The organism is Hallerella sp., from assembly GCF_022776125.1.
GTDB classification, from domain to species: domain Bacteria; phylum Fibrobacterota; class Fibrobacteria; order Fibrobacterales; family Fibrobacteraceae; genus Hallerella; species Hallerella succinigenes.
Map to the genome: position 1 here is coordinate 11521 of NZ_JALFIA010000023.1, position 21961 is coordinate 33481.

Annotated in this window: 18 protein-coding genes; 7 read left to right on the forward strand and 11 right to left on the reverse strand. The window is 50.0% G+C overall.

Going from position 1 to position 21961, the window contains the following annotated elements; genetic code table 11:
* Positions 1-18 precede the first annotated feature (18 nt).
* The 3 genes from MR847_RS03360 to lepB are packed head-to-tail and all read right to left on the reverse strand — an operon-like array spanning position 19 to position 5804.
* Positions 19-2739: a helicase C-terminal domain-containing protein gene (locus tag MR847_RS03360; protein ID WP_287722943.1), complete on the reverse strand. Its 2721-nt coding sequence runs from the start codon at positions 2737-2739 to the stop codon at positions 19-21.
* The gene (locus MR847_RS03365) at positions 2739-4517 is read right to left on the reverse strand and encodes an Ig-like domain-containing domain (protein WP_287722944.1); all 1779 of its coding nucleotides are present in this window, start codon (positions 4515-4517) and stop codon (positions 2739-2741) included. The genes MR847_RS03360 and MR847_RS03365 overlap by 1 nt, the downstream gene beginning before the upstream one ends.
* Before the next feature lie 6 nt (positions 4518-4523).
* The gene (gene lepB / locus MR847_RS03370) at positions 4524-5804 is read right to left on the reverse strand and encodes a signal peptidase I (protein ID WP_100426808.1); all 1281 of its coding nucleotides are present in this window, start codon (positions 5802-5804) and stop codon (positions 4524-4526) included.
* 96 nt (positions 5805-5900) lie between these two features.
* On the opposite strand from lepB, the gene MR847_RS03375 reads away from it, so the two are divergent.
* Complete coding sequence (locus MR847_RS03375) at positions 5901-7022, forward strand: mechanosensitive ion channel family protein (protein ID WP_100425680.1); 1122 nt, start codon at positions 5901-5903, stop codon at positions 7020-7022.
* 296 nt (positions 7023-7318) lie between these two features.
* On the opposite strand, the gene MR847_RS03380 is transcribed toward MR847_RS03375, so the two are convergent.
* Genes MR847_RS03380 through MR847_RS03390 form a run of 3 tightly spaced genes read right to left on the reverse strand, consistent with a single transcriptional unit; the run spans position 7319 to position 9579 of the window.
* Positions 7319-7660 carry a cell division protein ZapA gene (locus tag MR847_RS03380; RefSeq protein ID WP_158256948.1) on the reverse strand — a complete coding sequence of 114 codons (342 nt, stop codon included), beginning with the start codon at positions 7658-7660 and terminating at the stop codon, positions 7319-7321.
* Between the two features lie 57 nt (positions 7661-7717).
* Positions 7718-8341 carry a coiled-coil domain-containing protein gene (locus MR847_RS03385; protein ID WP_100425678.1) on the reverse strand — a complete coding sequence of 208 codons (624 nt, stop codon included), beginning with the start codon at positions 8339-8341 and terminating at the stop codon, positions 7718-7720.
* A gap of 56 nt (positions 8342-8397) precedes the next feature.
* Positions 8398-9579 carry a TraB/GumN family protein gene (locus MR847_RS03390; protein WP_287722945.1) on the reverse strand — a complete coding sequence of 394 codons (1182 nt, stop codon included), beginning with the start codon at positions 9577-9579 and terminating at the stop codon, positions 8398-8400.
* 118 nt (positions 9580-9697) lie between these two features.
* Here MR847_RS03390 and MR847_RS03395 point away from each other — a divergent pair, with 118 nt between their 5' ends.
* The 3 genes from MR847_RS03395 to MR847_RS03405 are packed head-to-tail and all read left to right on the forward strand — an operon-like array spanning position 9698 to position 12903.
* Positions 9698-10408: a hypothetical protein gene (locus tag MR847_RS03395; RefSeq protein WP_199189247.1), complete on the forward strand. Its 711-nt coding sequence runs from the start codon at positions 9698-9700 to the stop codon at positions 10406-10408.
* Between the two features lie 39 nt (positions 10409-10447).
* Positions 10448-11116 carry a (d)CMP kinase gene (gene cmk, locus MR847_RS03400; RefSeq protein WP_106519515.1) on the forward strand — a complete coding sequence of 223 codons (669 nt, stop codon included), beginning with the start codon at positions 10448-10450 and terminating at the stop codon, positions 11114-11116.
* 32 nt (positions 11117-11148) lie between these two features.
* Positions 11149-12903, forward strand: a complete 1755-nt coding sequence (locus tag MR847_RS03405; protein ID WP_100425675.1) for a 30S ribosomal protein S1 — start codon at positions 11149-11151, stop codon at positions 12901-12903.
* Positions 12904-12989: 86 nt separating this feature from the next.
* On the opposite strand, the gene MR847_RS03410 is transcribed toward MR847_RS03405, so the two are convergent.
* Entirely contained in the window at positions 12990-13706 is a 717-nt protein-coding gene (locus MR847_RS03410; protein WP_287722946.1) for a hypothetical protein, read from the reverse strand.
* Position 13707: 1 nt separating this feature from the next.
* Complete coding sequence (locus MR847_RS03415; protein ID WP_287722947.1) at positions 13708-14526, reverse strand: hypothetical protein; 819 nt, start codon at positions 14524-14526, stop codon at positions 13708-13710.
* Positions 14527-14776: 250 nt separating this feature from the next.
* Here MR847_RS03415 and MR847_RS03420 point away from each other — a divergent pair, with 250 nt between their 5' ends.
* Positions 14777-15829 carry an acyltransferase family protein gene (locus MR847_RS03420; RefSeq protein WP_287722948.1) on the forward strand — a complete coding sequence of 351 codons (1053 nt, stop codon included), beginning with the start codon at positions 14777-14779 and terminating at the stop codon, positions 15827-15829.
* Between the two features lie 159 nt (positions 15830-15988).
* Positions 15989-16267 (forward strand): GIY-YIG nuclease family protein, encoded by a 279-nt coding sequence (locus MR847_RS03425; RefSeq protein ID WP_100425671.1) that lies wholly within the window; start codon positions 15989-15991, stop codon positions 16265-16267.
* Here the strand turns inward: MR847_RS03425 and polA are convergent.
* Genes polA through MR847_RS03440 form a run of 3 tightly spaced genes read right to left on the reverse strand, consistent with a single transcriptional unit; the run spans position 16264 to position 20806 of the window.
* Entirely contained in the window at positions 16264-19032 is a 2769-nt protein-coding gene (polA, locus tag MR847_RS03430; protein ID WP_100425670.1) for a DNA polymerase I, read from the reverse strand. The two genes, MR847_RS03425 and polA, sit on opposite strands and share 4 nt — an antisense overlap.
* 23 nt (positions 19033-19055) lie before the next feature.
* Positions 19056-20252, reverse strand: a complete 1197-nt coding sequence (gene purT, locus MR847_RS03435; protein ID WP_100425669.1) for a formate-dependent phosphoribosylglycinamide formyltransferase — start codon at positions 20250-20252, stop codon at positions 19056-19058.
* Positions 20253-20281: 29 nt separating this feature from the next.
* A complete protein-coding gene (locus MR847_RS03440; RefSeq protein WP_106519510.1) occupies positions 20282-20806 on the reverse strand; it encodes a hypothetical protein in 525 nt (174 codons plus the stop codon).
* Between the two features lie 586 nt (positions 20807-21392).
* Between MR847_RS03440 and MR847_RS03445 the strand changes: the two genes are divergently transcribed.
* Positions 21393-21782: a metal-dependent transcriptional regulator gene (locus tag MR847_RS03445; protein ID WP_287722949.1), complete on the forward strand. Its 390-nt coding sequence runs from the start codon at positions 21393-21395 to the stop codon at positions 21780-21782.
* Positions 21783-21961 lie beyond the last annotated feature (179 nt).

The window sequence follows — 21961 nt, forward strand, 5'->3', positions numbered from 1 at the left end:
ATAGAAAACTATACGGTCTTATAGACCGAGAAGGGACTTTAATTCTTCCAAGTTGTGCGCCACTTCATGCTTTGCATCCCAAAGGCGTGTAAAGCTCTTGCCATAGGCTTCGTGGACCAAACGGTTATCGAAGAACAAAGCCGTTCCGGTATCGGATTCACTGCGAATCAGCCTCCCCAAACCCTGGCGCAATTCAAGCAGTGCTTCCGGAATATAAAGGTTCTTGAACGAATTCTCGTTACGCTCCTTCATTTTATCGGCAAGGCTTGCAATCAAAGGATCCGACGGATTCGGGAACGGGAGCTTTGGAATCACCAAAAGTTCGAGTGCGTTATCCGGCAAATCAATGCCTTCCCAGAATACCTGGCAGCCAAGCAAACATGCTTCGCGTTTTTTGCGGAACATTTCTACAAGGCTATCCATGCCTCCATCTAAATTCTGGCAGAGCAGGAGCTTATTCTTTTCTGCAAAGCACGGTGCCAAAGCGTCGTGCACCTTGTTCATGCTCACGATGCTTGTAAAAAGCACAAGGGCATTCTTCTTGTTTTCGGGCAAGATTTCCGCCAAGGTGACGTCGAGTGCCTTTTGGAAATCCGATGTATTCGGCTTTGGCAAAAAGTCTGCGATAATCACCCGGCGTTTTGCATTCACGTCGAATGCAGACGGGTACGTGCGCACAAAAGGAGTCTTTGTTTTTGCAAGGCTCGGGCTATGCATGCCCATACGCTGTTCGTAATAGTCAAAAGATCCCTGCAGCGAAAGCGTCGCCGAGGTGAACGTTGCGCTTTTGATCCACGGATAGAACTTTTCGGACCAGTTGTTGCCCGGGTACAGTGGAATCGCGCGAAGGATTGCCGTATGCGGATTGCCCGGTTCTTCCATGTAAAAGACCCAGTCTTCCTTGCCCGCCTGCGTAATGAATCCAAAGTCTTCGGCAAAGCGTCCGATATCCATCGCAGCGCCTTCGAGATTTCGCGCTACGAGCACAAAGGCAGAATTTTCGCGGAGCTTCGAAGAAATATCTTCCGAAATCGCCTTCACCGTATTGCAAGAGTCGAGAACCGGGCGCGGATCCGTATCGTATTCCGCAAGGATTCCCTTGGCAAAGCGGAAACCGTCCGGCTTGTGCTTAAAGACCTTTTTGCCAAGCTTCAAGAAGAAACGGTGAAGCGCCTTTTCACATTCGACCGTCGCTTCGCGAAGTTTTGCACAGGCATCCAAAAGCGAAGCTTCTGCATTCGCTTTGGAAAGGAGCGTTTCGAGTTCCGCGACAAGACCCTTGTCCTGAGCCTTCGGGTGAACCAGAATCTTCGTTATGTTTCGCAGACGGAAGAATCGCACCATTTTGCCAAAGGTCATGTGACTCATCGTCGGCAGGCGATGCGCTTCATCGAATACGATATGATCGTAAGTCGGAAGCAGCGCAAAGTCCAGCGCAAGATCCGAAAGGAAGAGCGAATGATTGATAAAAAGCAGGTTCGCCTTGGCCGCCTGGCGGCGCGCATTCAAACCAAAGCATTTGTCGTAGAACGGGCATTTTTCGCCAAGACACGTCGAAGCATCGCTCGAAAATTTGCTCCACAGCAAGCGGTTGCGGGAAAGGTTAAAACCGGTATTTTCGTTGCCGTCTCCCGTTTTGGTATGTTCAATCCACGGAAGGAGCGTCATAAAGGATTCCCGTTCATCGGGAGCGAGCAACACATCCGGAGACATCAAATGTTCTTCGAACTTGCGCAGGCAAATGTAATTGCCGCGACCCTTCAAAACGACCGGGGAAACGCGATTTCCAAAAAGCGGAGCAATCGCCGGGTAATCGTGCTGGCAAAGCTGTTCTTCGAGGGTTCGCGTCGCCGTGCTGATGACAACACGTTCACCGGTGGCGGCCTTGAGCGCTGCCGGAACGAGGTAGGCCAAAGTCTTTCCCATGCCGGTGCCCGCTTCGAGAATCGAAAGTCCACCCTTGTGCATATTGCGTTCCACGATTTCTGCGTAGTCGAGTTGCGAAGAGCGCGGAGAGTAATTTTCGATGACTTGCGAAAGCTTGCCGCCCTTTTCAAAGAACTCGCTCACACGCGGTAAGCGCTCCTTGGAAGACAGCGGCGAAGTGACCGTTTCCGGTTCTAAAGGGGTGAGCGATTCGTGATCCGGAACGCAGTCGTCAAAGATGCTTTCCCAAGAGGTTCCCTTAGCAAGGCGTGCCAGGTGATGACGCACAAAGGAATCCATCTTTTCAATTTCCAAAAGCGCCATCCAAAAAAGCTTTCCGCAGGCGTCTGCATCCGGGAGAGCGCGGTGCGCCCGTTCACGCGGAATGTTCAGATACTTCACCAAGGTTTCGAGCTTGTGATTGGGAATTCGACGGTAAGCAATACGCGAAAGGATAAGAGTGTCGAGAACCGGATTCGAATCGATCGAAACGCCGACCTTGCCGAAGGTATTCTTCAAGAACTTGGAATCGAACTGCGCATTGTGAGCGACCAGCGGATAGTCGCCGATAAACTGTCGAATCTGACCTGCAACAGACGCAAAGTCCGGAGCGTCCTTCAGATCCGCATCCGAAATACCCGTGAGCGATGCAATAAACGGGCGAAGCGTCTGCTTCGGCTTAATCAAAAAATCTTTGCTTTCAACAGGCTCTCCATTTTCGAACCTTTCCAAAGCCACTTCTATAATTTCATCGTTTTCAAAATCCAGCCCGGTCGTCTCCAAATCCAAGGCAATGTACACGTTCGGTTTCATCAGAGTCCTTTCAAATCAGCTTCTAACACATTTGCGCCTCGCTCAATCACAAGCGTATCTGCCAAGGCGCGCCACGGCATTCCATATTCAAACTGAAAGAGCTTGCCCGCGTACGGAACATCCAAAGAATCCTTGGTACGGAAGTATTCCATCAGGTACTTTCCTTCCGTCAAATCATCCATTTGGAAAGATCCATTCAGCGCACAAGTCACCGTGGTAAATCGATCCGAGTCCACCTTTCGAATGCGCACGCGCGTATCCGTCGAGCCTCCCGGAATTTTTCCCGAAAGCGACGCCAACTGAAGCTTCGGAACTGTTTCAAACTTTACCCAGACACGCGTCTTCATCGTCACGATGGTATCACGAATTCCCGTCATCGAATCCGGCGAAGAAAGCGTCGAATCCGCATAGCGTTCCAGGAGTTCCACCTTCGCATCGGTCAAGAAGAATTCATCGCCGTACACCATAAAGCGAACCGGATCCTTGCGCAAAACGCGCACCGGAAGCGTATCCTGATTCTGCACAAGAACAAGCACCCGACGGAGCGAATCAAGCACGGAATCCGCCACAGGCTTGTCATAGGTAATCTCAATCGAATCCTTCGGGAAAATGTTTTTCGCATTCATCGCAGGTACCGAAGCGATCATCTTCGTCGGAAGGGTATCGCCCTTCTGCTCCGTCCAATCGATTGAAAGCGAACCGAGGCGAGAATCCAAAATGCGTCCCACAGAATCCTTGCCGGTCACGCAGCGGAATGTATAAGAGGAATCTCGGTTCGGCAAAGAATCAAAGACGAATTCCATGTCGGCACTACGTGGCGCACGGAAGATCCACGTCGGACGAATGCGGGTCGAGTCCGCCGTCAAGAGAACGCAGTTTTCCTTGTCGAGAAGCGTGCTGTCGATCATCAGATTCTTGGAGAACTTTGCCGTCAAAGCGTTTTTTCCAACCTGAGTAATCGCTTCGAGGGAAACCGGAGTCGTATCCTGGTCCGCAAGTGGAATCCAGAGCGTGTCCGCAAATTCCGGGGTCAAGTTTAAATCGCTCACCGCTACGCCGGCGAGTTCTGCCGAAGTTTCGATCTTTTGGTTTCCGTTCACATCGAGGAAGGCGACGACTCGGTAATGTCCCGCCTTTAAACCTGCCATGTGAAATCTTCCAAGGCTATCGGTCTGCGTCGAAAAGAGCGGCTGTTCCTTGGTGAGCTTAGGAATCGAATCAGCCTCCACCGTCTGCGTCGAATCGCGGTACTTTTCTAAGTAATGATGCGAAGCGCGTTCCGCTGCTCCGATTAAAAAGAGACCGACCGTCGGGAACTGTTTTTTCTGGATCATCGAAGCCGTTACCATGGCACGTCCCGTCAGCGAAAGCGAATCGATAATCGGACCCGTGGAAAAAGTCAAACGGAAAGGATCCGCCACCGCATTCCCGTGCAAATCCTTGAGACCGCTTGCAATCGTCACCGTATAAGTCGTATTCGTATCGAGGCGTGCCTTAGACGTCACATAGAGTTCGTCGCCATCGACTTCAAACTTGAGTCTCTTTTCGAGCGGAGGGGAAATCATAACCGCACTCCGCGGTACGCTCGTCGCAATCCATTCGTCAAACTGCAAATGGATATTCAATTCGAGCGGCATGTTCGTCGAATTCGGCGCCGGATAAACCCCAGCCACACGCGGAGGATACTTGTCTTCTGGACCGCCACCCGGAGCGACGGAAGTTGCGCAGTTCAAAAGAACGAACGCAAAGAAGAAAAGCGCAAGAATTCGAAGCTTCATCTTCGACTAATCCCCGATCATATGAATGATCTTGCCGATGCGCGTCCAACGAATCTGGAACGGCACCTTGAACCAGCTGAACGGATTTCCAAAGGAGAAGCTTCCATCCGAATTATCAAAGGAGAAGTACACGACAAACGCCTTTGCCTTGATGTTCCTTCTCGAAACAAAGCCCCAGTAGCGGCTGTCCGCAGAATTGTCGCGGTTGTCGCCCATCATAAAGTACACCGGATACTGCACCGTGTACTCGGTCGTCTTTTGACCGTCCACCAGAATGTTCACTTCCAAACGGAGAGTCGAATCCAGCGAAACGTTATAAGCGAGATCGCCAAGCTGCGAACCCTCGAAATAATCGTAGCTCACCGGGCGCGTCATTCCCTTGTAATGGGCGTTCGGATCAAAGCGTGGCAAAAATCCCGTGCGAGCGAACTGCTTGAACAGCATAAAGCTTGCAGGCCCCGCAATCGTATCACCCTGATGAATGGCCTGCCCCACGATCTGCCCCTGCGACATCACCACGTTCAGCAAAAGACCGCGGTCATTTTCCACAGGCACACGGAAGTTTTCAAAATAATGCTGATTGTCGAGGACGGAATCCTTATACAGGTTCAGTTCGAGTTCAATCTTCTTTTCCGGATTTTCCTGCATCATCAGGGAGCGGATCCACCAGAGCCTTGGCAAAGAAAGTTGCGTGAGATCAATGACGTCTCCCGGAGCTGGCACGCGTGTCTTTTCCAAAGAATCGCGGGCAATCCCTGTACGGTAATAAGCCGTGTACTTGCCCTTACCCGGGATCGCATTCTTCACCCCGTTCTGCGAAAGCACGCCACGGTTCACTTCGATAGTATCGCCCGAAACCGCAATGCAGCGCTTGATAAAGTCCTTGGGACCGTCGCCAAAGTGCACCAGATGCGGATTTCCTTCCAAAGGCTTTGAATCCCAATAGAAGTTTCCAAACATTAAGCCGTCGGCGAGATGCGTATAACGCGCATAATCGTAATCGGGATAAGCAGGTTCCCCCGGATAGCGGAAGATGATGACATCACCCACTTTCGGATCGGTAAGGCCTGGGAACTTCGAATGCGTAAACGGCACCGGAGAACCATAGGTAAACTTGAGTCCTAAAATAAAATCGCCCGTGAGCAGCGTATCTTCCATCGATCCACTCGGAATCTGGAACGCCTGAATCACATACTGAATCACAATCAGTGCGCACGCAATCGGCACGATCACTTCTCGTAACGCAGCCTTTACCACACGCGGAATAGAAAATTTCTTCAAATCCATATGACCCTGCAAGATAGAAATTCTACCGAGACCCGAAATTTTTCCGTTCATCGGAGCGACCCTTTTCACCCTGTGCAATTTTCTATCTTGTGAAATATGATAGAATTATTTCAGCAATACAAAGCCTTTTTAATTCTCTGTGGCATCGCCGTAATGTCGCTTTACATTTCCCGCTACACCTTTATGCCGATTTTCAAAAAAATCGCCAAACGCAGCAAAGGCCAGTTCGACGATCTGCTCGTCAAGCATCATGCGATTGAACGTTTTGCCCACATTATTCCGGCGATTATTCTCTACCGCGGACTTCCTAGCGTTCTTACGGATTCCGCGGACTTGTTCCAAATTCTGATCACGCTGAACAACATTTACTTCATCGTCGTCGGCTATCTCATTTACGATTCCTGCCTCCGCGCCATCGCCGACTTGATTCTGTTAAATCCGAAAAAGCAGGGCATTCCAATTCAAGGCGTTTGCCAGGCAGGCCTTCTTTTAGGCTTCTTGATTTGCACGATCCTCGTGATTTCGCAGGTCACAAACAAGAGCCCGGTCATACTTCTTTCGGGCCTCGGCGCTCTCGCCGCCGTCTTCATGCTGGTCTTTAAGGATTCGATTCTCGGCTTTACGGCAGGCGTCCAGATCGCGATTCTCGACCTTGTCCGTACAGGCGACTGGATCGAGATCCCCAAGGAAAACATCAATGGTATCGTGGACTACGTTTCTCTCACGAGCATCCGCATTCAAAACTGGGACAATACGACAAGCATTCTCCCCGCCTACACGATTGTCTCCACGACTTTTAAAAACTGGCGCACCATGCAAGAATCCGGACGCCGCCGCATTCAACGTTCCATTCTCATCGACGGCAGAATGCTCGGCTACTTAAACGAATCGCAGATCGAAGCCCTCAAAGCCGACAAGACCGTTCTCGCCATGCTCGGATCTCGCCTCGAAAAAATGACCGCCAAGGATCAGGTCGTGAACATGGAACTCTTCCGCTCCTTCGCCACGACCTACATCCGCTCCTTAGACGATGTCGATCCGCAAAAGACGCACTTTGCCCGTGAACTCGAATCGAAGGGTTATGGCATTCCGCTCGAAATCTATATGTTCACCAAGATTACTTCCTGGGCCGAATACGAAACTTTCGGATCAAACGTCGTGGACTTCCTCATGGCAAAGCTTCCGCTCTTTGGACTGCGCATTTACCAGAGGAATTGATTTCTACTTCAAAAAAGGATTCAACAAAAAAGGCCGGCATTTCGCCGGTCCTTTTTGCTTTAAAATTTGGCATCCTATCGGGTCTATACGCTCGAAGCTACTCTTGTAAAAAGATAGCCCTCCTTCCTTTGCAGTTTTTCAGGGTCAAGCGACCGGGCATAAACATTCAAGAAAGAGTTCGGAGCTGATTGAATCTTGTTAGATCGGGCATAACTTCCGATGGATGCCTACCTATAATATAGCCTGCAAAAAGAAATCGTACAACGTTTTCGTGTCTTTTTCTTTCCACAATTTTGTCATTTCTTTGTCATATCGGACATTGGATCGATTTTTGCAAGTTCATCGTCCAACATGGAAGACAATACCTGGGCCACTTTTTGGCTTTCGAGGTAATAATCTTTGTATCTCGCGTGACGGCGTTTCATGTCGAAAAGTTCCGACGTGATATCCATCGCCATCAGCAAGAGCTGCTTTCGCATATCCATGCGGGCGTCCGAACTTACATAGGCCTGCATCTTTTTCGTCACATAGGTGACTATCGCAGAGAGTTCAGCATCGGTCAAGTCTGTCTGAATTTGGAATCGGTCCGTACCAATTTCAACTCGGACAGTGCGTAAGGCAGGTTCCTTCTCGTCCATCTTTTCCTCATTCATCCTTTATTCCGACGCCAAACGAATCGGTGGCTGCGAACCACCTCAGGCGAAAAAATCGGTCTGTGCAGACTCCTCTTGTTTCGGTTGATCCTGGTTCACATCTTCTTCGGCAGCTTCCTGAGATTCTTCCGCGGTTTCGGATTCTTCCGGAGCCGTCACCTGGATTTCCGTGCCGAGTTCATTTTCGATGGTCGAAAGGAGGTCCTGGAACTTTTCCTGAGCGGACTGAATTTCGCTGTCCTGTTCGCTCACGACATTTTCCATTTCTTCGATCTTTGCATCCTTTTCGGCGACGTTAGCCTTGAGGGTTTCAATTTCGGTGTCGCGTTCCTGAATCTTTGCATTCAAGGTTTCGATTTCGCAAATCTTGTTGTCCAATTCAGAAGAAATCTGGTCGAGTTCCGAGCGTACCGATTCATAATCCTTCAAAGTACTGTCGATCGTCGCCTGTTTTTGACCGAGTTCCGAATTTTTCGAAGCGATTTCACCCTGAAGGGAGTCAATCTCCGAGGACTTGCTCGAAATTTCGGATTGAAGGGATTCGATTTCTGCGCACTTTTCCGCAACCTTCTGTTCTGCGGCGGCCTTTTCGGCCCTCAAACGGCGATTCGCTTCAAGAATCGACTGGATTTTTTGGGACAAGGTGTCCAGATTTTCAAGGTTCATAAACGCTCCTTCCTATTACAAGGAAAATATACAAAGTTGATAGGGTTCGCAATGCATTAAAATGCTTTATAAATTCCAACGAGTGCGATGATTTTGCCGATGATCGCCGGGAATCCCGGAAGCAAAAAACAAAGAATCACACGGGTCACACGGTTGCGCCACCAACGGGAGACTTTCCAAATATCTACGGACACCGTTTCAAATTCCGAAACCCGCGGCGGTCGCATGTAAACCTGCACAAGCGCGACAAAGAAGCCCACACCGATCAGCGGAGTAAGGCCCGTAAAAGGCGCCATCACCAAGGCGGTGAGCATCGCAAGCGGATGTGCGCCTGCAACGATCGCACCGAGCATCGCACCACCGCCCGTGAACAAGAACCAGTTAAGCGTAAGCTCGCCCGCTTTTTCAAGTCCGGAGTGGAAGCCCACAAACACGACCGAAAGGATGATCGCCGCGGTAATCGTCCAGCCGATAATCTTGAACAACGATGAGGGCGGCTTGATTTCACAAAGGGATTCTTCGGACGGCAACGAACTATCTTCTTCAATGATCTTCCGAATGCCCGTAATATGGCCTGCGCCCACGACCGCAAGTACACGATTACCCGGAGCGTTCCGAATCCGGCTCGCCAGGTACTGGTCGCGTTCATCAATCAAGACGGTCTTTACTTCGGGGAAGGTCTTGCCGAATTCCTGCATCATCGTCGAAAGGGAATCCTGCGACTTTATCTTGCGGAGTTCTTCTTCCGAAACTTCCGTTTTATCGAAAAGGCTTGCAAAAAGCGAAGCGATTAGCGAAAACTTGCGGTACCACGGAGTGCAGCTCCAGGTACGGCGGAGCGTCACCTTAATGTCTCGATCGGCGAGAAGGGTCGGAATGTTTGCTTCTCGCGCATTCAGAATGGCGCCGTAGAGTTCCGCGCCCGGGCGGACTCCTGTCTGCAGACCCATTCTCTTTTGATAAGAACCGAGAACGAGGTTCGCGATCAGAGTGCCGAGCTGGTGTTCACGAATAATCTTGCGCAAATCGGTCTTTTTCCAGCGATCCGGATCTTCAAGGGACTTGAGACGGCCTTCGTCCAGTTCCACACAAACGGTATCCGGATGCACCTCCGAAATCGCTTTTGCGACCAAATCCTTCGATTCCTGGGAAATGTGCGCCGTCCCGACCAAGATGAATTCCTTGCCATCGGCACGCGTAATTCGATGAATATCGGTATTTTCACTGATTTCGCTCATGAGTCCAATGATAGAAATTCCATTATGCGGAGAATCTGTAACTTTTAAAAAACCGTTTCAAATAGTTCCGCAATTTGTTTATATTTTTTATCCAAATTATTATCTCGGAGGATTTGAGATGAAAAAGATGGCATTGGGCTTGATTTTGGCTTGTCTTGTCGGATGCGCAGGTGTCCAGTCTGACGATCCGACTGCAATCAACGACGCACTTGTCGGCTTCACCGTCAATTCCCAGGCGGAACACTGGCCGGAAGCTCTGAAGTTCGTAACTGCAGACGAAGCGGAGGAAATTACGGACGAAAACGGTCTGATGAAAGAAGAATACCGCGTCGCCGCAAGCCGTCTCCGCATTTCCGCATTGAAGCGCATGCCGTGGAAGGTCGACGCTAAGGGCCGTCTGATCGGCATCAAGGAAGTTCTCGACGACTTCAACAAGAAGTACATCGTTTCGGAAGACGAAAAGAAGGTCGGTTCGAATCTCGAACAGATGCGTCAGGAACGAATCAAGCGTACCTTAGAACGCGGTCAACGCATCATGGCAGGCGAAGAAGAGCAGGCGAACCAGGAACCGGAAGTCGAAGTCATCACGAACAAGTTGACCGAAGACGAAAAGCGTAAATATGGCAGCACGGGCGAACTCCGCGCACCAGAAGAAATCGAAACGACAGCAACCTATACGCCCGAAGAATCCTCAGGAGCTTCTGACTCTTCCGACAATTCCTATTCGTCCGAAAGCGAACAGTCCCAGGTCTTTGAACCGGAAAATTCGAATATCGAAGAAGACGGTTACTATGGACCGGACGAAAGCGGTGCTACTTCCGACTTCTAAAGTTGAATTCGACAGCCAAATAGCTATATTTGGCAAATCTTGAATACGAAAAAACATATCATTATCGCCATCGACGGTCCGAGCGGAACCGGCAAAAGCACAACTGCAAAGATCGTCGCAAAGGATCTCGGCATTACCTATTTGGATACCGGGGCCATGTACCGCGCCATTACGTTCGCGGCTCTCGAAAAGGGCGTTGCACCGACCAACAAGGCGGGCATCGACCAGCTCCTCCAGTCCACCAAGATTCGCTTTGACGACAATAACCAGATCGTCATCAACGGCATTAACCGTGAAAAGGAAATCCGCGGCAAGCAGGTTTCCGAAGCAGTTAGCCCGTACAGCGCGATCCCCGAGGTCAGGTCCGTCCTCACCCAGTGGCAGCGAGAAATCGCGGGCGAACGCAGTTGCATTCTCGACGGCCGTGACATCGGTACAGTCGTATTCCCCAACGCTGATTTTAAGTTCTTCCTCGTCACGGACCTGAAGGTTCGCGCTGAACGTCGCTACCAGGAATGCCTGCAGAAAGGCATTGCGATGACGCTCGAAGAAATCGAGAAGAATTTGGCAGAGCGCGACCGGATCGATTCCAGCCGCGCAACCGCTCCGCTCAAAAAGGCGGACGACGCCATCGAAATTGACACTACACAACTCTCAATTGAACAACAGGTAAAGAAGATCGAAGACCGCGTAGGTGTAGTGGCGTAGCCTCGATCCCTTTTCCACAACCCAATTAATATATGTCTACAAAACTCAAATTCGGTACAGACGCAGACCTCCAAGAAATTCTCGAAGCTGAAAAGGAACTCGGTTCCATCGGCACGAACGAAGCCGCAGAAGCTTATGCTGGCATGGAAGGCCTCGAAGCGGGCAAGGTTGTCACCGGCAAGATCAGCCAGGTGAACGATCAGGAAGTGCTCGTCGACGTAAACTTCAAGTCCGAAGGCGTTATCTCTCGCAACGAATTCAAGGAAGGCGAAATTCCTGAAGTCGGTTCCGAAATCGAAGTTTTCATCGAAAAGCTCGAAGACGACGACGGTCGTCTCGTTCTCTCCAAGCAGAAGGCCGACTTCGTGCGCGTTTGGGAACGTATTCACCAGGCTTTCGAAAATAATGAAATTGTTCGCGGTACGCTCACGAAGCGTATCAAGGGCGGCGTGGTTGTAGACCTCTTCGGTATCGACGCCTTCCTTCCGGGCTCCCAGATCGACCTCCGTCAGATCCCGGACATCAACGCCCTCATCGGTCAGGATTTTGACCTCAAGGTTATCAAGGTCAACAAGGCTCGTAGGAACATCGTCGTGTCTCGCCGCGTCGTTCTCGAAGAACAGCGCAACAGTCAGCGCGACAAGGTCCTTGACACTCTCGACAAGGGTCAGGTCCGCAAGGGTATCGTCAAGAATATCACCGACTTCGGTGCATTCATTGACCTCGGCGGCGTAGACGGTCTCCTCCATATCACCGACATGAGCTACAAGCGTATCAGCCATCCGTCTGAAATCGTCAAGCTCGGCGATGAAGTGGAAGTTATGGTTCTCGACTTCAACGACAAGAAGGAACGTATCTCTCTCGGCATGAAGCAGCTTAAGCCGCATCCGTGGAAGGACGTTGCCGCCCGTTATCCGGAAGGCATGGTCGTGAAGGGTAAGGTTGTTTCCATCACCGATTACGGTGCATTCGTCGAACTCGAAGATGGCATCGAAGGCCTCATCCACGTTTCCGAAATGTCCTGGACTCAGCACGTGAAGCACCCGTCCAAGATTCTCGCCGTTGGCCAGGAAGTGGAAGCTGTCGTGCTCAAGGTCGAAGAAGAACAGGAACGCATCTCTCTCGGCTTGAAGCAGCTCGAAGAAGATCCGTGGGAACACATCGATGACGAACTTCCTCCGGGCGCACGCGTCGTGGGCGAAATCCGTAACCTCGCTTCCTTCGGCGCATTCGTCGAAATCAAGGACGGCGTTGACGGCCTTATCCACGTTTCCGATATGTCCTGGACGAAGAAGATCAATCACCCGTCCGAAATGGTCAAGAAGGGTGACAAGGTCGAATGCGTCGTTCTCGCAGTCGATAAGGAAAAGCGTCGCATTTCCCTCTCCATGAAGCACCTCACCGAAGACCCGTGGGATTCCGTCGAAAAGGCTTTCCCGGTTGACTCCGAAGTGAAGGGCAAGATCGTTCGTCTCCTCGACCGTGGTGTCGTGGTGGAACTCCCGAACGGTCTCGAAGGCTTCATCCCGGTCTCCAAGCTCACTGCTGAATACATCAAGGTTCCGGCAGACGCTTTCAAGGTCGGCGACGAAGTTCCGGCTGCTGTGACGGAAATCGACCAGAACAACCGCAAGATCTATCTCTCTGTGGTGGACTACTTCAAAAACCGTGAATCCGCTGAGCTCAAGGCTTGGATGGATTCCCACAAGCCGGGCGAAAACGGTACTACCATCGCTGAAGCTGTTGCTCCGGCCAAGAAGTCCAAGAAGTCTGAAGAAGAAGCCTAATTTTTAACTTCCCATTCTGATTTGAAAAATCCCGAGTCTTTAAGACCCGGGATTTTTTTTGTTTGATTTTGTATTTGAAAAAAATTCTATCCGCGTGTGAGACGGAACATCAGACGGAACAAATGTCGATCCGGGTCATCGTCGGAATCCACTTCGATGACACCGAAATAGGTATAAGAAAATTCAACACCCAAAGACCAGGTATCGCTCACCCACCAGTCCATACCTACGTTAATGCGATTGGCCACAAAGACACCGCCCCATTCAGACCTATCGCCGACAGCATCGAGAAGCATCCCGTTGACAGAGGTCGATTCCCCGATATGGAAACCGCGCATCACCGAATTCGGATTCAAAAATGGATAGACTTCAAACCCGAGGCCCGCTCCACCAGAAAACATGATCGAATTTTCTGAGTCCGCTTTTTCTGAAGTTTTTCCATAAACATCGCTCTGTTCTTCACGTAAGCATTCCCAGTTGTCCGTGTCAAACATAAAATCAAACGTGGAGTATAACGCAATCAAATTCCCGATGGATTTTCCAAAGCGGAAATCAATCGCCGGGAAGACAAACGCATTATAGGAGTTTTCCTCTTTTTCCGATTCCCAGAAATAGTCATATTCAGCAGTATACTCATTCCAGCGGTAGCGATAGTTAGACGAAGAAGAGCTTGCCGAAAAAGAATGATAAGCAGGACCGATGCCCGCGCTAAAATAAAAGCCCCGGTGCTCATGCGGATTACGGGCAAAGGCGACGGAGGAAAGCAGAGCCGCGCAAAGGCCCATTCGGAGGAGAGTCTTCATTTTAGCCTCGCGTCAAACGGAACAGGATGTGGAAACCGTCAATGCCGTTGTCACTGCCCGTTACATAGACCTTCGGCGACGCATGGAAATACGCCGCACTGAGACCGATCGAGAGATGATCGTTCACCCACCAGTCTTTACCAATTTCTACCGTAAAGCCCCAATCCACATTCACTTCGGAATCGACAGATTCTAGATCAGCTCCATACACGGCATCTAATCCATAACCAATCGATCCTCCCAAGAAGAAGCCATTCAAAGCAGAGCTTGTATCGCGGAACGGATAAATCGACGTTCCAAAACCAATATACGAACGCGCCATAATCGAATTGTCGTCAGAACCCTTGTCGACATCGCAATTCCCATAAGAATCACAGTAAATCGCGATATCATTTGCTTCGCCAGAATAAACCGCAATATTGAACTCTGTATAAAAAACGAGCAAATTTGCAACGCCAACGCCAAAGCGGAAATCCATAAGCGGGAAGGTAAATCCCTTAAAGCTCGCTTCCTCGTAGGCATTGCCATCTACTTGTTCCGTATGGAAATTGACATACGAAAAGCCCGTACCGAAATTACTGTAAAAACCACGGTGTTCCTTTGGGTTCGCGATCCGCGGCGCAGTTTGTTTTGCGGTAGGCAAAGTTTCTTCTGCCACAGGAGCGGCAAGCGTCGAAGATTCCACAGCCGGAGCTTCAGACGCAGAGGATTCTAAAGTTGCAGATTCCGAAGTGGAGAAATGGGGAGCAGTTTCCCACGCAGAGCCTTCGGCAAAAGCGCAAGCGGAAAACAGACAAATCAAAGCAAATAATTTTTTCATGTCCAAACCTATAAATTTTTACAAAAATAAAAAAACGCAATTGTACAATAGCCGGCATTGCCGGCGGTTCTTCTTTTACGGGCGTAGCCCTAGGATACTAGCCACGCGTCACGTCGCGTTGGTCGATCTGCCACTTGCAGAAGGTCCTTACCGGCAGACCGCATTTCAATAGTAGCCAAAGGATTTCTTGTTTGTCGAGGATGGAACGCCAGAAGGCTAAACGCTGCGGATCTTTTGTATCTTTGCCAGTATGATCAAGCGAATTCAGGAATTGGATGTTCTGCGAATTTTGGCGATGCTGTTTGTCATCACCTACCATTTCGCTGTTGAATACGGTTTCGCCGGGATTCCTGTTATGAACCTGTTCTGCACCACTCCGAACTATGATTTTGGAAACGTCGCTGTCACGATCTTTTTGATTCTTTCAGGTGGGTTACTTTATAAGAAATACGGGGACTTGTTGAATGCGCCTTCTAAGGAAATTTCCCTTCAGCGCTTTTACAAAAAACGAGCCTTGGCGATTTACCCGCCCTTCTGGATTTTAAGCCTTTACATTCCCTTTAGCCTATTGCGTCACGCGTTGACCGACGGAAACACCTTTGCCCTTGCGCATCCTCTGACGCTGTTGCTTACGCTCATCGGTTTTGATGGCTACGTTAAGCTTTACGGAGTGAGCACATACGCCTTTTGCGGAGACTGGTTTGTGGGAGCGATCGTATTCCTTTATCTTCTCTATCCGCTCCTCGCCAAAGTCTATCAAAAGGCGCCTATCGTTACCCTGTCCGTTTTGACGGTTCTTTATGCGTTGCAGTTTTGGATTCCAGCCCCGAATTTTTTATTGAGCGCATACCCCTTCACGCTCCTGTTCAAGTTCTGCTTGGGATTTGCCCTAGTGGAGAACCTGGAAAAACTCCGGAGCTCGCGAACGGCGATTATCTCTGCGATAGTCTTTATCGTTTTGTCCTTCATCGACATTCCCGGAAGTCTCAACACGGATTGCTTCGGAACTATTGCTGCCATCGCCCTATTCGTCTTTGGCTTTTACCTGGCTCCGTCCCTGCTCCGCAACAAAACGGTCGGCTCTTCCGTTCAAAAAATCGCTCCGCTTTCCTACTGCGTATTTTTGGTACAGCACGTAGCAATTCTTTGGAGTCAAGCAGCTTATATTCAGCTATTCGCTAAACTGCACCTGCGATTTACAGAATGGAACGTAGCCGCTCTCTTGGCGGTGACCATTCTCCTGATTCTTTTAATTGCTTATCTTCTAAACAAAGTTACCCGAAAAGCTTTAACGTTCCTTTAAAAAGAGGCATTCTCCAACGTGCCACAGAACTTCTTGAAACACGACAGCGAAAAGGACGCCCCTTCTGTCATTACGAGAAGCTCCCCCTCTGTCATTGCAAAGAGCGTGAAACGCGATGAAGCAATCTGCATAGACGCTCAAAAGTTTTAACTTTAAAATATGTCGCATTACGTCTACATGTTGCTTTGCAAGGGCGACCGGATTTACACCGGGTACGCGACCGACGTACAAAAACGTTTCGAAGCGCACAAATCCGGGAAGGGCGCCAAGTTCACCAAGGCGTTCCCCCCAGAAAAAATTCTCAAGGTCTTTGAATTAAAAACCAAACACGACGCCATGCGCCTAGAATTTTTAATCAAGCGTCAACCGCTCGAAATCAAAAAGGCGTGTATTGAACTTGCGGAAGGAACGCTCCCCGCGTTCTTTCCCGAAGCTTAATGCGCTTCGAGCCAGTTTGCACCATAGCCGACAGACGCGACGAGAGGAACCTTCAATTCCATCGCGCTCTGCATTTCGCTCTGCACGATCTTTCCCATTTCTTCCACGCGGTCCTTCGGGCATTCGAACACAAGTTCATCGTGCACCTGGAGCATCATCGTCAGCGGCAAGGAATCTTCCTCGATCCGCTTAGCGACACGAATCATCGCCGTCTTGATCAAATCGGCAGCGCTTCCCTGCACAGGCGTATTCACCGCCATGCGTTCTGCCATTTGACATTCCGTGCGGTCGCTCGAATCGATGCCTAAAATGGCGCGACGGCGGCCGGTGAGAGTTTCCACGTAACCGTGTTCATGCGCAAACTGTTTAATCTTTTCCACGTAAGTTTCCACGCCACGGTAAAGGTTAAAGTAGCCGTCGATAAAAGTCTTCGCTTCGCCCATCGGAATGTGCAAATCGCGCGAAAGGCGGAACGGCGTCATGCCGTAAAGAACGCCAAAGTTCACCACCTTGGCGCGGCGGCGTTCGTCTGCGGTCACTTCGGAAGGGGCCTTGCCAAAGACCGCAGAAGCCGTGAGCGCGTGAATATCCATGCCGCTGTTATAAGCTTCGATCAGCTTTTCGTCTTCGCTCAAATGGGCGAGCATACGGAGCTCAATCTGCGAATAGTCCGCGGAAAGAATCACGTTATGAACCGGATCTTCCGGGACAAACGCGGCACGAATCTTTTTCCCTTCTTCAGAACGGATCGGGATATTTTGCAAGTTCGGATCACGGCTCGAAAGGCGACCCGTCGCCGTTCCCCACTGCACAAAGTTCGTGTGGATGCGATGCGTTTCCTTGTTCACGAGCGTCGGGAGAACTTCCACGTAAGTGTTCTGAAGCTTTTTCAGTTCGCGGTAATTCAGAATCGACTGAATAAAAAGTGTTTCCTGTTCCGAAAGGTCGAATTCGTTCAAAAGGCGATCGAGAACGGCGCTGTCCGTGCTGCGGCCGGTCGCCGTTTTCTTCAAGACCTTGAGCTTAAAATCGTCGTAAAGAACTTCGGCGAGCTGCTTTGGAGAACTGATATTGAACGGGCTTCCACCCGAAAGCTGGTACACGAGTTCTTCCGTTTTTTCGATGCGCGTCGAAAAGTCTGCGGAAAGCGCCTGCAAAGCCTTGGAGTCCACGGACGCGCCGTTTTCTTCCATGTTAAAGAGCACCTTGAGAATCGGCATTTCCGTTTCTTCAAAATGCTTCAACTGCCCGTTCTGAGAAAGCTTTTCCTGGATCTTGTCCCAGAGTTCATAAATCGCCGCAGCGGTCTGTGCGGCATATTCCGCTGCATCGTCCACAGACACACGGCAAAATTCGATTTCATTTTTTCCACGACCGACAAGCGTTTCTTTTAAGGGAACTTCCCTGCCCACATAACGCATCGAAAGTTCTTCAAGCTCGTATTTGGATTCCCCCGGGGAAACGAGCCATGCTCCAATCTGGGCATCCAAAACCTGATGCGGTTCCACACGTTCATCCATCGACCAGGATAGCACATGCAACGCGGTCTTTGCACCGAACATACGCCACGGCTTTTGCGCAACCGTAAATGCCGGCACAAACCAATCCGAAAAATATTCCGTATCGATGTTGTTCAGCGGAATTCCCATGTCGTCCGTGTGACCGAGCGGTACGTAAAAACCTTTATCCGGTTCCGTTGCAAAGGCAACGCCCGAAATGCGTGTTTCCATTTGATTCGAACCGTCATACATCACAGAAATCGCAGGCGAAGGAGAGCCTTCGACCGCTTCCATCATTTCCTTAAAAGCCTTGGTCGTGCGCACGACAACCGTTTCAAACGGTTTCGCATGCCGCTTCGGAAGTTCACCCGAAAATCCCGCCTTGGACGGAACATCTTCGAGCAAACGGATCAGACTAAAGATTTCGTTTTCCTTAAAGAGCTTTGCCATCGCATCGCTTTCGATGCCCTTGAATTCAAGCTCTGCCATGGTCCCCTTGAATCCGCGTGCCGACTGGATAGTTACCAGTTCACGCGAAAGGAAGGCGTTTTCCTTGCCCTTTTCCAGATTGTCGTGCAAACCTTTTTTGGTAATCTTGTCGAGGTTCTCATACAAATTGTCGATCGAGCCGTATTCCTGCAAAAGCTGTACAGCCGTTTTGGGGCCAACCTTCGCAACACCCGGAACGTTATCGGAAGAGTCTCCCATCAAAGCGAGGTAATCGCGGATCTGTTCCGGCGGAATGCCGTACTTTTCCTTGACCTGTTCCGGTCCAAAGTCGATGCCGTCCGCCCCTTTTTCCAAATGGAAAAGATGGATGCGATCGTTCACGACCTGCGAAAGATCCTTGTCCTTTGTCACCAGCAGAATCTGTTCAAAGCCTTCTTTGTACGCAACTTCCGCAGCGGCGGCCATTACGTCGTCAGCTTCGTAACCTTTTTCGGAAAGCAGTGGAATTCCGCTGACCTTGATGATTTCTTCGAGGAGCGGCATCTGTTTGGCCATTTCTTCGGGCATCGGGCCGCGATTCGCCTTGTATTCCGGGTAAAGTTCATGCCGAAACGTCGGCGCGCCTACATCTGTCACAATTGCAAAATGCGTCGGCTTATGCTTGGCGAGAATGCGAAGTACAGCGCCCCAGTAACCGTGCACCAGGGAAACATCCAAGCCGTCTTTATTCACCAACGGATTTTTCGCATACGCATAAAACATGCGGAACGCGAGTGCAAACGAATCCAACAAAAGCAACTTACGCGGAGCGGACATGAGCCCTCCTTTCCAAAATATTCCTATAGTTCGACGCTCAGCTTTTCGCGCATTTCCTTTACCGTTTCCACCGCCTTTTCGACGGAGTTCGCACGGGCGAGCAAAACGCCCATCCGACGGTGACCGCCCACCTGCGGCTTACCGAACAGGCGAATGCCCGTATCCGGAGTTTCGAGGACTTTGGCAAGATTGCTAAATCGCACCTTATCCGATTCGCCTTCAACAACGATTGCCTTGGAAGCGGACGGACCGCGGAATGCGATGTTCGGAATCGGAAGTCCGAGGATTGCACGAGCGTGCAAGGCAAATTCCGAAAGATCCTGGGAAATGAGAGTCACCATGCCGGTGTCATGCGGACGCGGGCTCACTTCGCTAAAAAGCACTTCTTCGCCGCACACAAAAAGCTCCACGCCAAAGATGCCACGACCACCGAGAGCGTCCGTCACCTTTTTGGCAATGTCGTGAGCCTGTTCGAGCACATGGGCACTCATCGGCTGCGGCTGCCAGGATTCCTGATAGTCACCGCTCACCTGGTGGTGACCGACCGGTTCGAGGAAGCTCGTACCGCCCACATGACGCACGGTGAGCATCGTAATTTCATAGTCGAACGGCACAAAACCTTCGACGATCACGCGGGAAGGCTTACCCGTGCGACCTGCGGTCTGGGAAATGTTCCAAGCCTTATCGATATCTTCTTCGCACTTGACCGTGCTCTGTCCGTGACCCGAAGAGCTCATCACGGGCTTTACGACGCACGGAATGCCCACAGCCTTCACGGCGGCCTTAAAATCTTCTTCGGTATCGGCAAAGCGGTACGGGGACGTCTTAATGCCTAGATCTTCAGCGGCAAGACGGCGAATGCCTTCGCGGTTCATCGTGAGACGTGTCGCCATGGCGGTCGGAATCACGTTGTAGCCTTCCTTTTCGAGTTCCACGAGGGTAGGCGTCGCAATCGCTTCGACTTCCGGAACGATGTAGTCCGGCTTTTCCATTTCGATCACACGGCGCAGTTCCGCACCGTCGAGCATATTGATTACATGACTGCGGTGCGCCACCTGCATACCCGGAGCATTTGCGTAGCGGTCCACGGCAATCGTTTCGGCGCCAAGGCGCATCATTTCAATGATGACTTCCTTGCCGAGTTCACCTGCACCGCAAAAGAGAACGCGCGTTGCGCTCGTGCTCAGAGGTGTACCAATCGATCCAAGTTCTGCTGCCATAAATTTTCCCTAGTTAAGTCTTTGTCGAATTACTTTTTGTTCTTGCCCGGGGTGCCTTTTTCGTAGCCGCCAATGCAAGAAACCGCTTTGCTGTTGCAAGCCGTTCCTTCACGCGATGTAGTTTCCCCTTCGGCTTCGAAGATCGCTTCCACCATGCGACTAAAATCATTCGATGCTTTCTTTCCGATCGTCGTCTTGTAATACAAATCGTCATCGCGCGTGTACACAAGAACGGTCACCGTTTCACGCGCGTTATGCTTGCTCTTGAGCGTGTAACCGTAAGGTTCTTCCTTGATCGTGAACATCTGAAGACTCGGCATTTCAATTTCAAAATCTTTCCACGTCACATACTTGCCTTCGGCACGCGCTTTAAAGAAAGCGGTTGAATCTTTTTCATTCAGGGTCTCCATGACGTCGTTGATACGCGTATCATAAGTTTCCTGAACCAAACGAAGTTCTTCTTCCTGAGCGGTCAAACGTTCTTCTGAATCCATCGCGAAAAGCGCGGATGTCGAAAGGCAAAAAGCGAATGCGGCTATAGAAATTTTCTCCATACTCCAATTTTAGAATTTTCTTTTTCCCCTACGAAATGCAGATCTTTATCGGAGGTTGTATTTTGCCACAAAAGCATCAAATTCTGCAAAATCCTGCGACCTGGGCGGTTAAACTCATACGATTCCAACAATCCGAATCCCGCATTCTCCACCCTCTTCGCATCAGAAATCTAACAACCCTTCCCTGTAAACGGAAGCTTCCCTTAAGCGTTCATCATGTCTCAACCGTTCAAAGCATAAGCGTAAGGTGCTTGCGATGCCTCAAAAGCTTTTAATCGGATATAATTAAAACCGTGATAGCAAAGGATTTTAAAAATGGAGAACATTCCAAAACCGAAGAAAATTCCCCCAAACTCAAAGATGAAATTTTCCCGTGCGACGAAGGCGAAAAGAATGGCGGTGACGTCTTCTTCCCTATCCCATCTGCATTTCTTTTTGTCTGCATTCACATTTTTAATTTATTTCAAATTGGATCGAAGAACGCAAGCATATTCAATATTTATAGGAACTCTTCTCGCTCTTGTTTTTTTTGATTCTGTTTGTTATGTTTATTATACTTAGATAGAGCTAAAAGTAAGGGTGAAAAATGTCTCAAACACTGAAGCTTTCGCAGAGCCTCGAAGATTATTTGGAAATGGTTCACATTCTTTGTCTAGAAAACAAGGGGACCGCACACGTCAAGGATATCGCCGAACGTCTTTCTGTGAAAATGCCTTCCGTGAACAAAGCGATGAATGAACTCAAGAAACTCGACTTGGTGATTCAGGAACCGTACACAGGCATTTCCCTATCCCCGGTCGGCAAAAAGACCGCTGCAAAAATTCTCGCCCGTCACTTTTTGCTCAAGGCCATGCTCACCAAGTTCGGCGTCAGCGAAAAGAACGCAAACGAAGATGCCTGCAAAATGGAACACATTCTTTCGCAGGAATCCCTCAACGCGATCGACGCTTTTGTCCACGACGAAAAGAAGTCTTAATTTATACCAAATCCCATTCTTGGAAAATCAAAATCCCGACACAGCGACCGGGATTTTTTGCGTTCTTGACAGCCTGCTTGATTACCACTTTCCAAATGGAGGATTTGCCAAACAATTCATTTCTCATTAACAACTGCTAAACAAGATTATTCTTAGAAAATTTCTTCTAGCAATCTTTC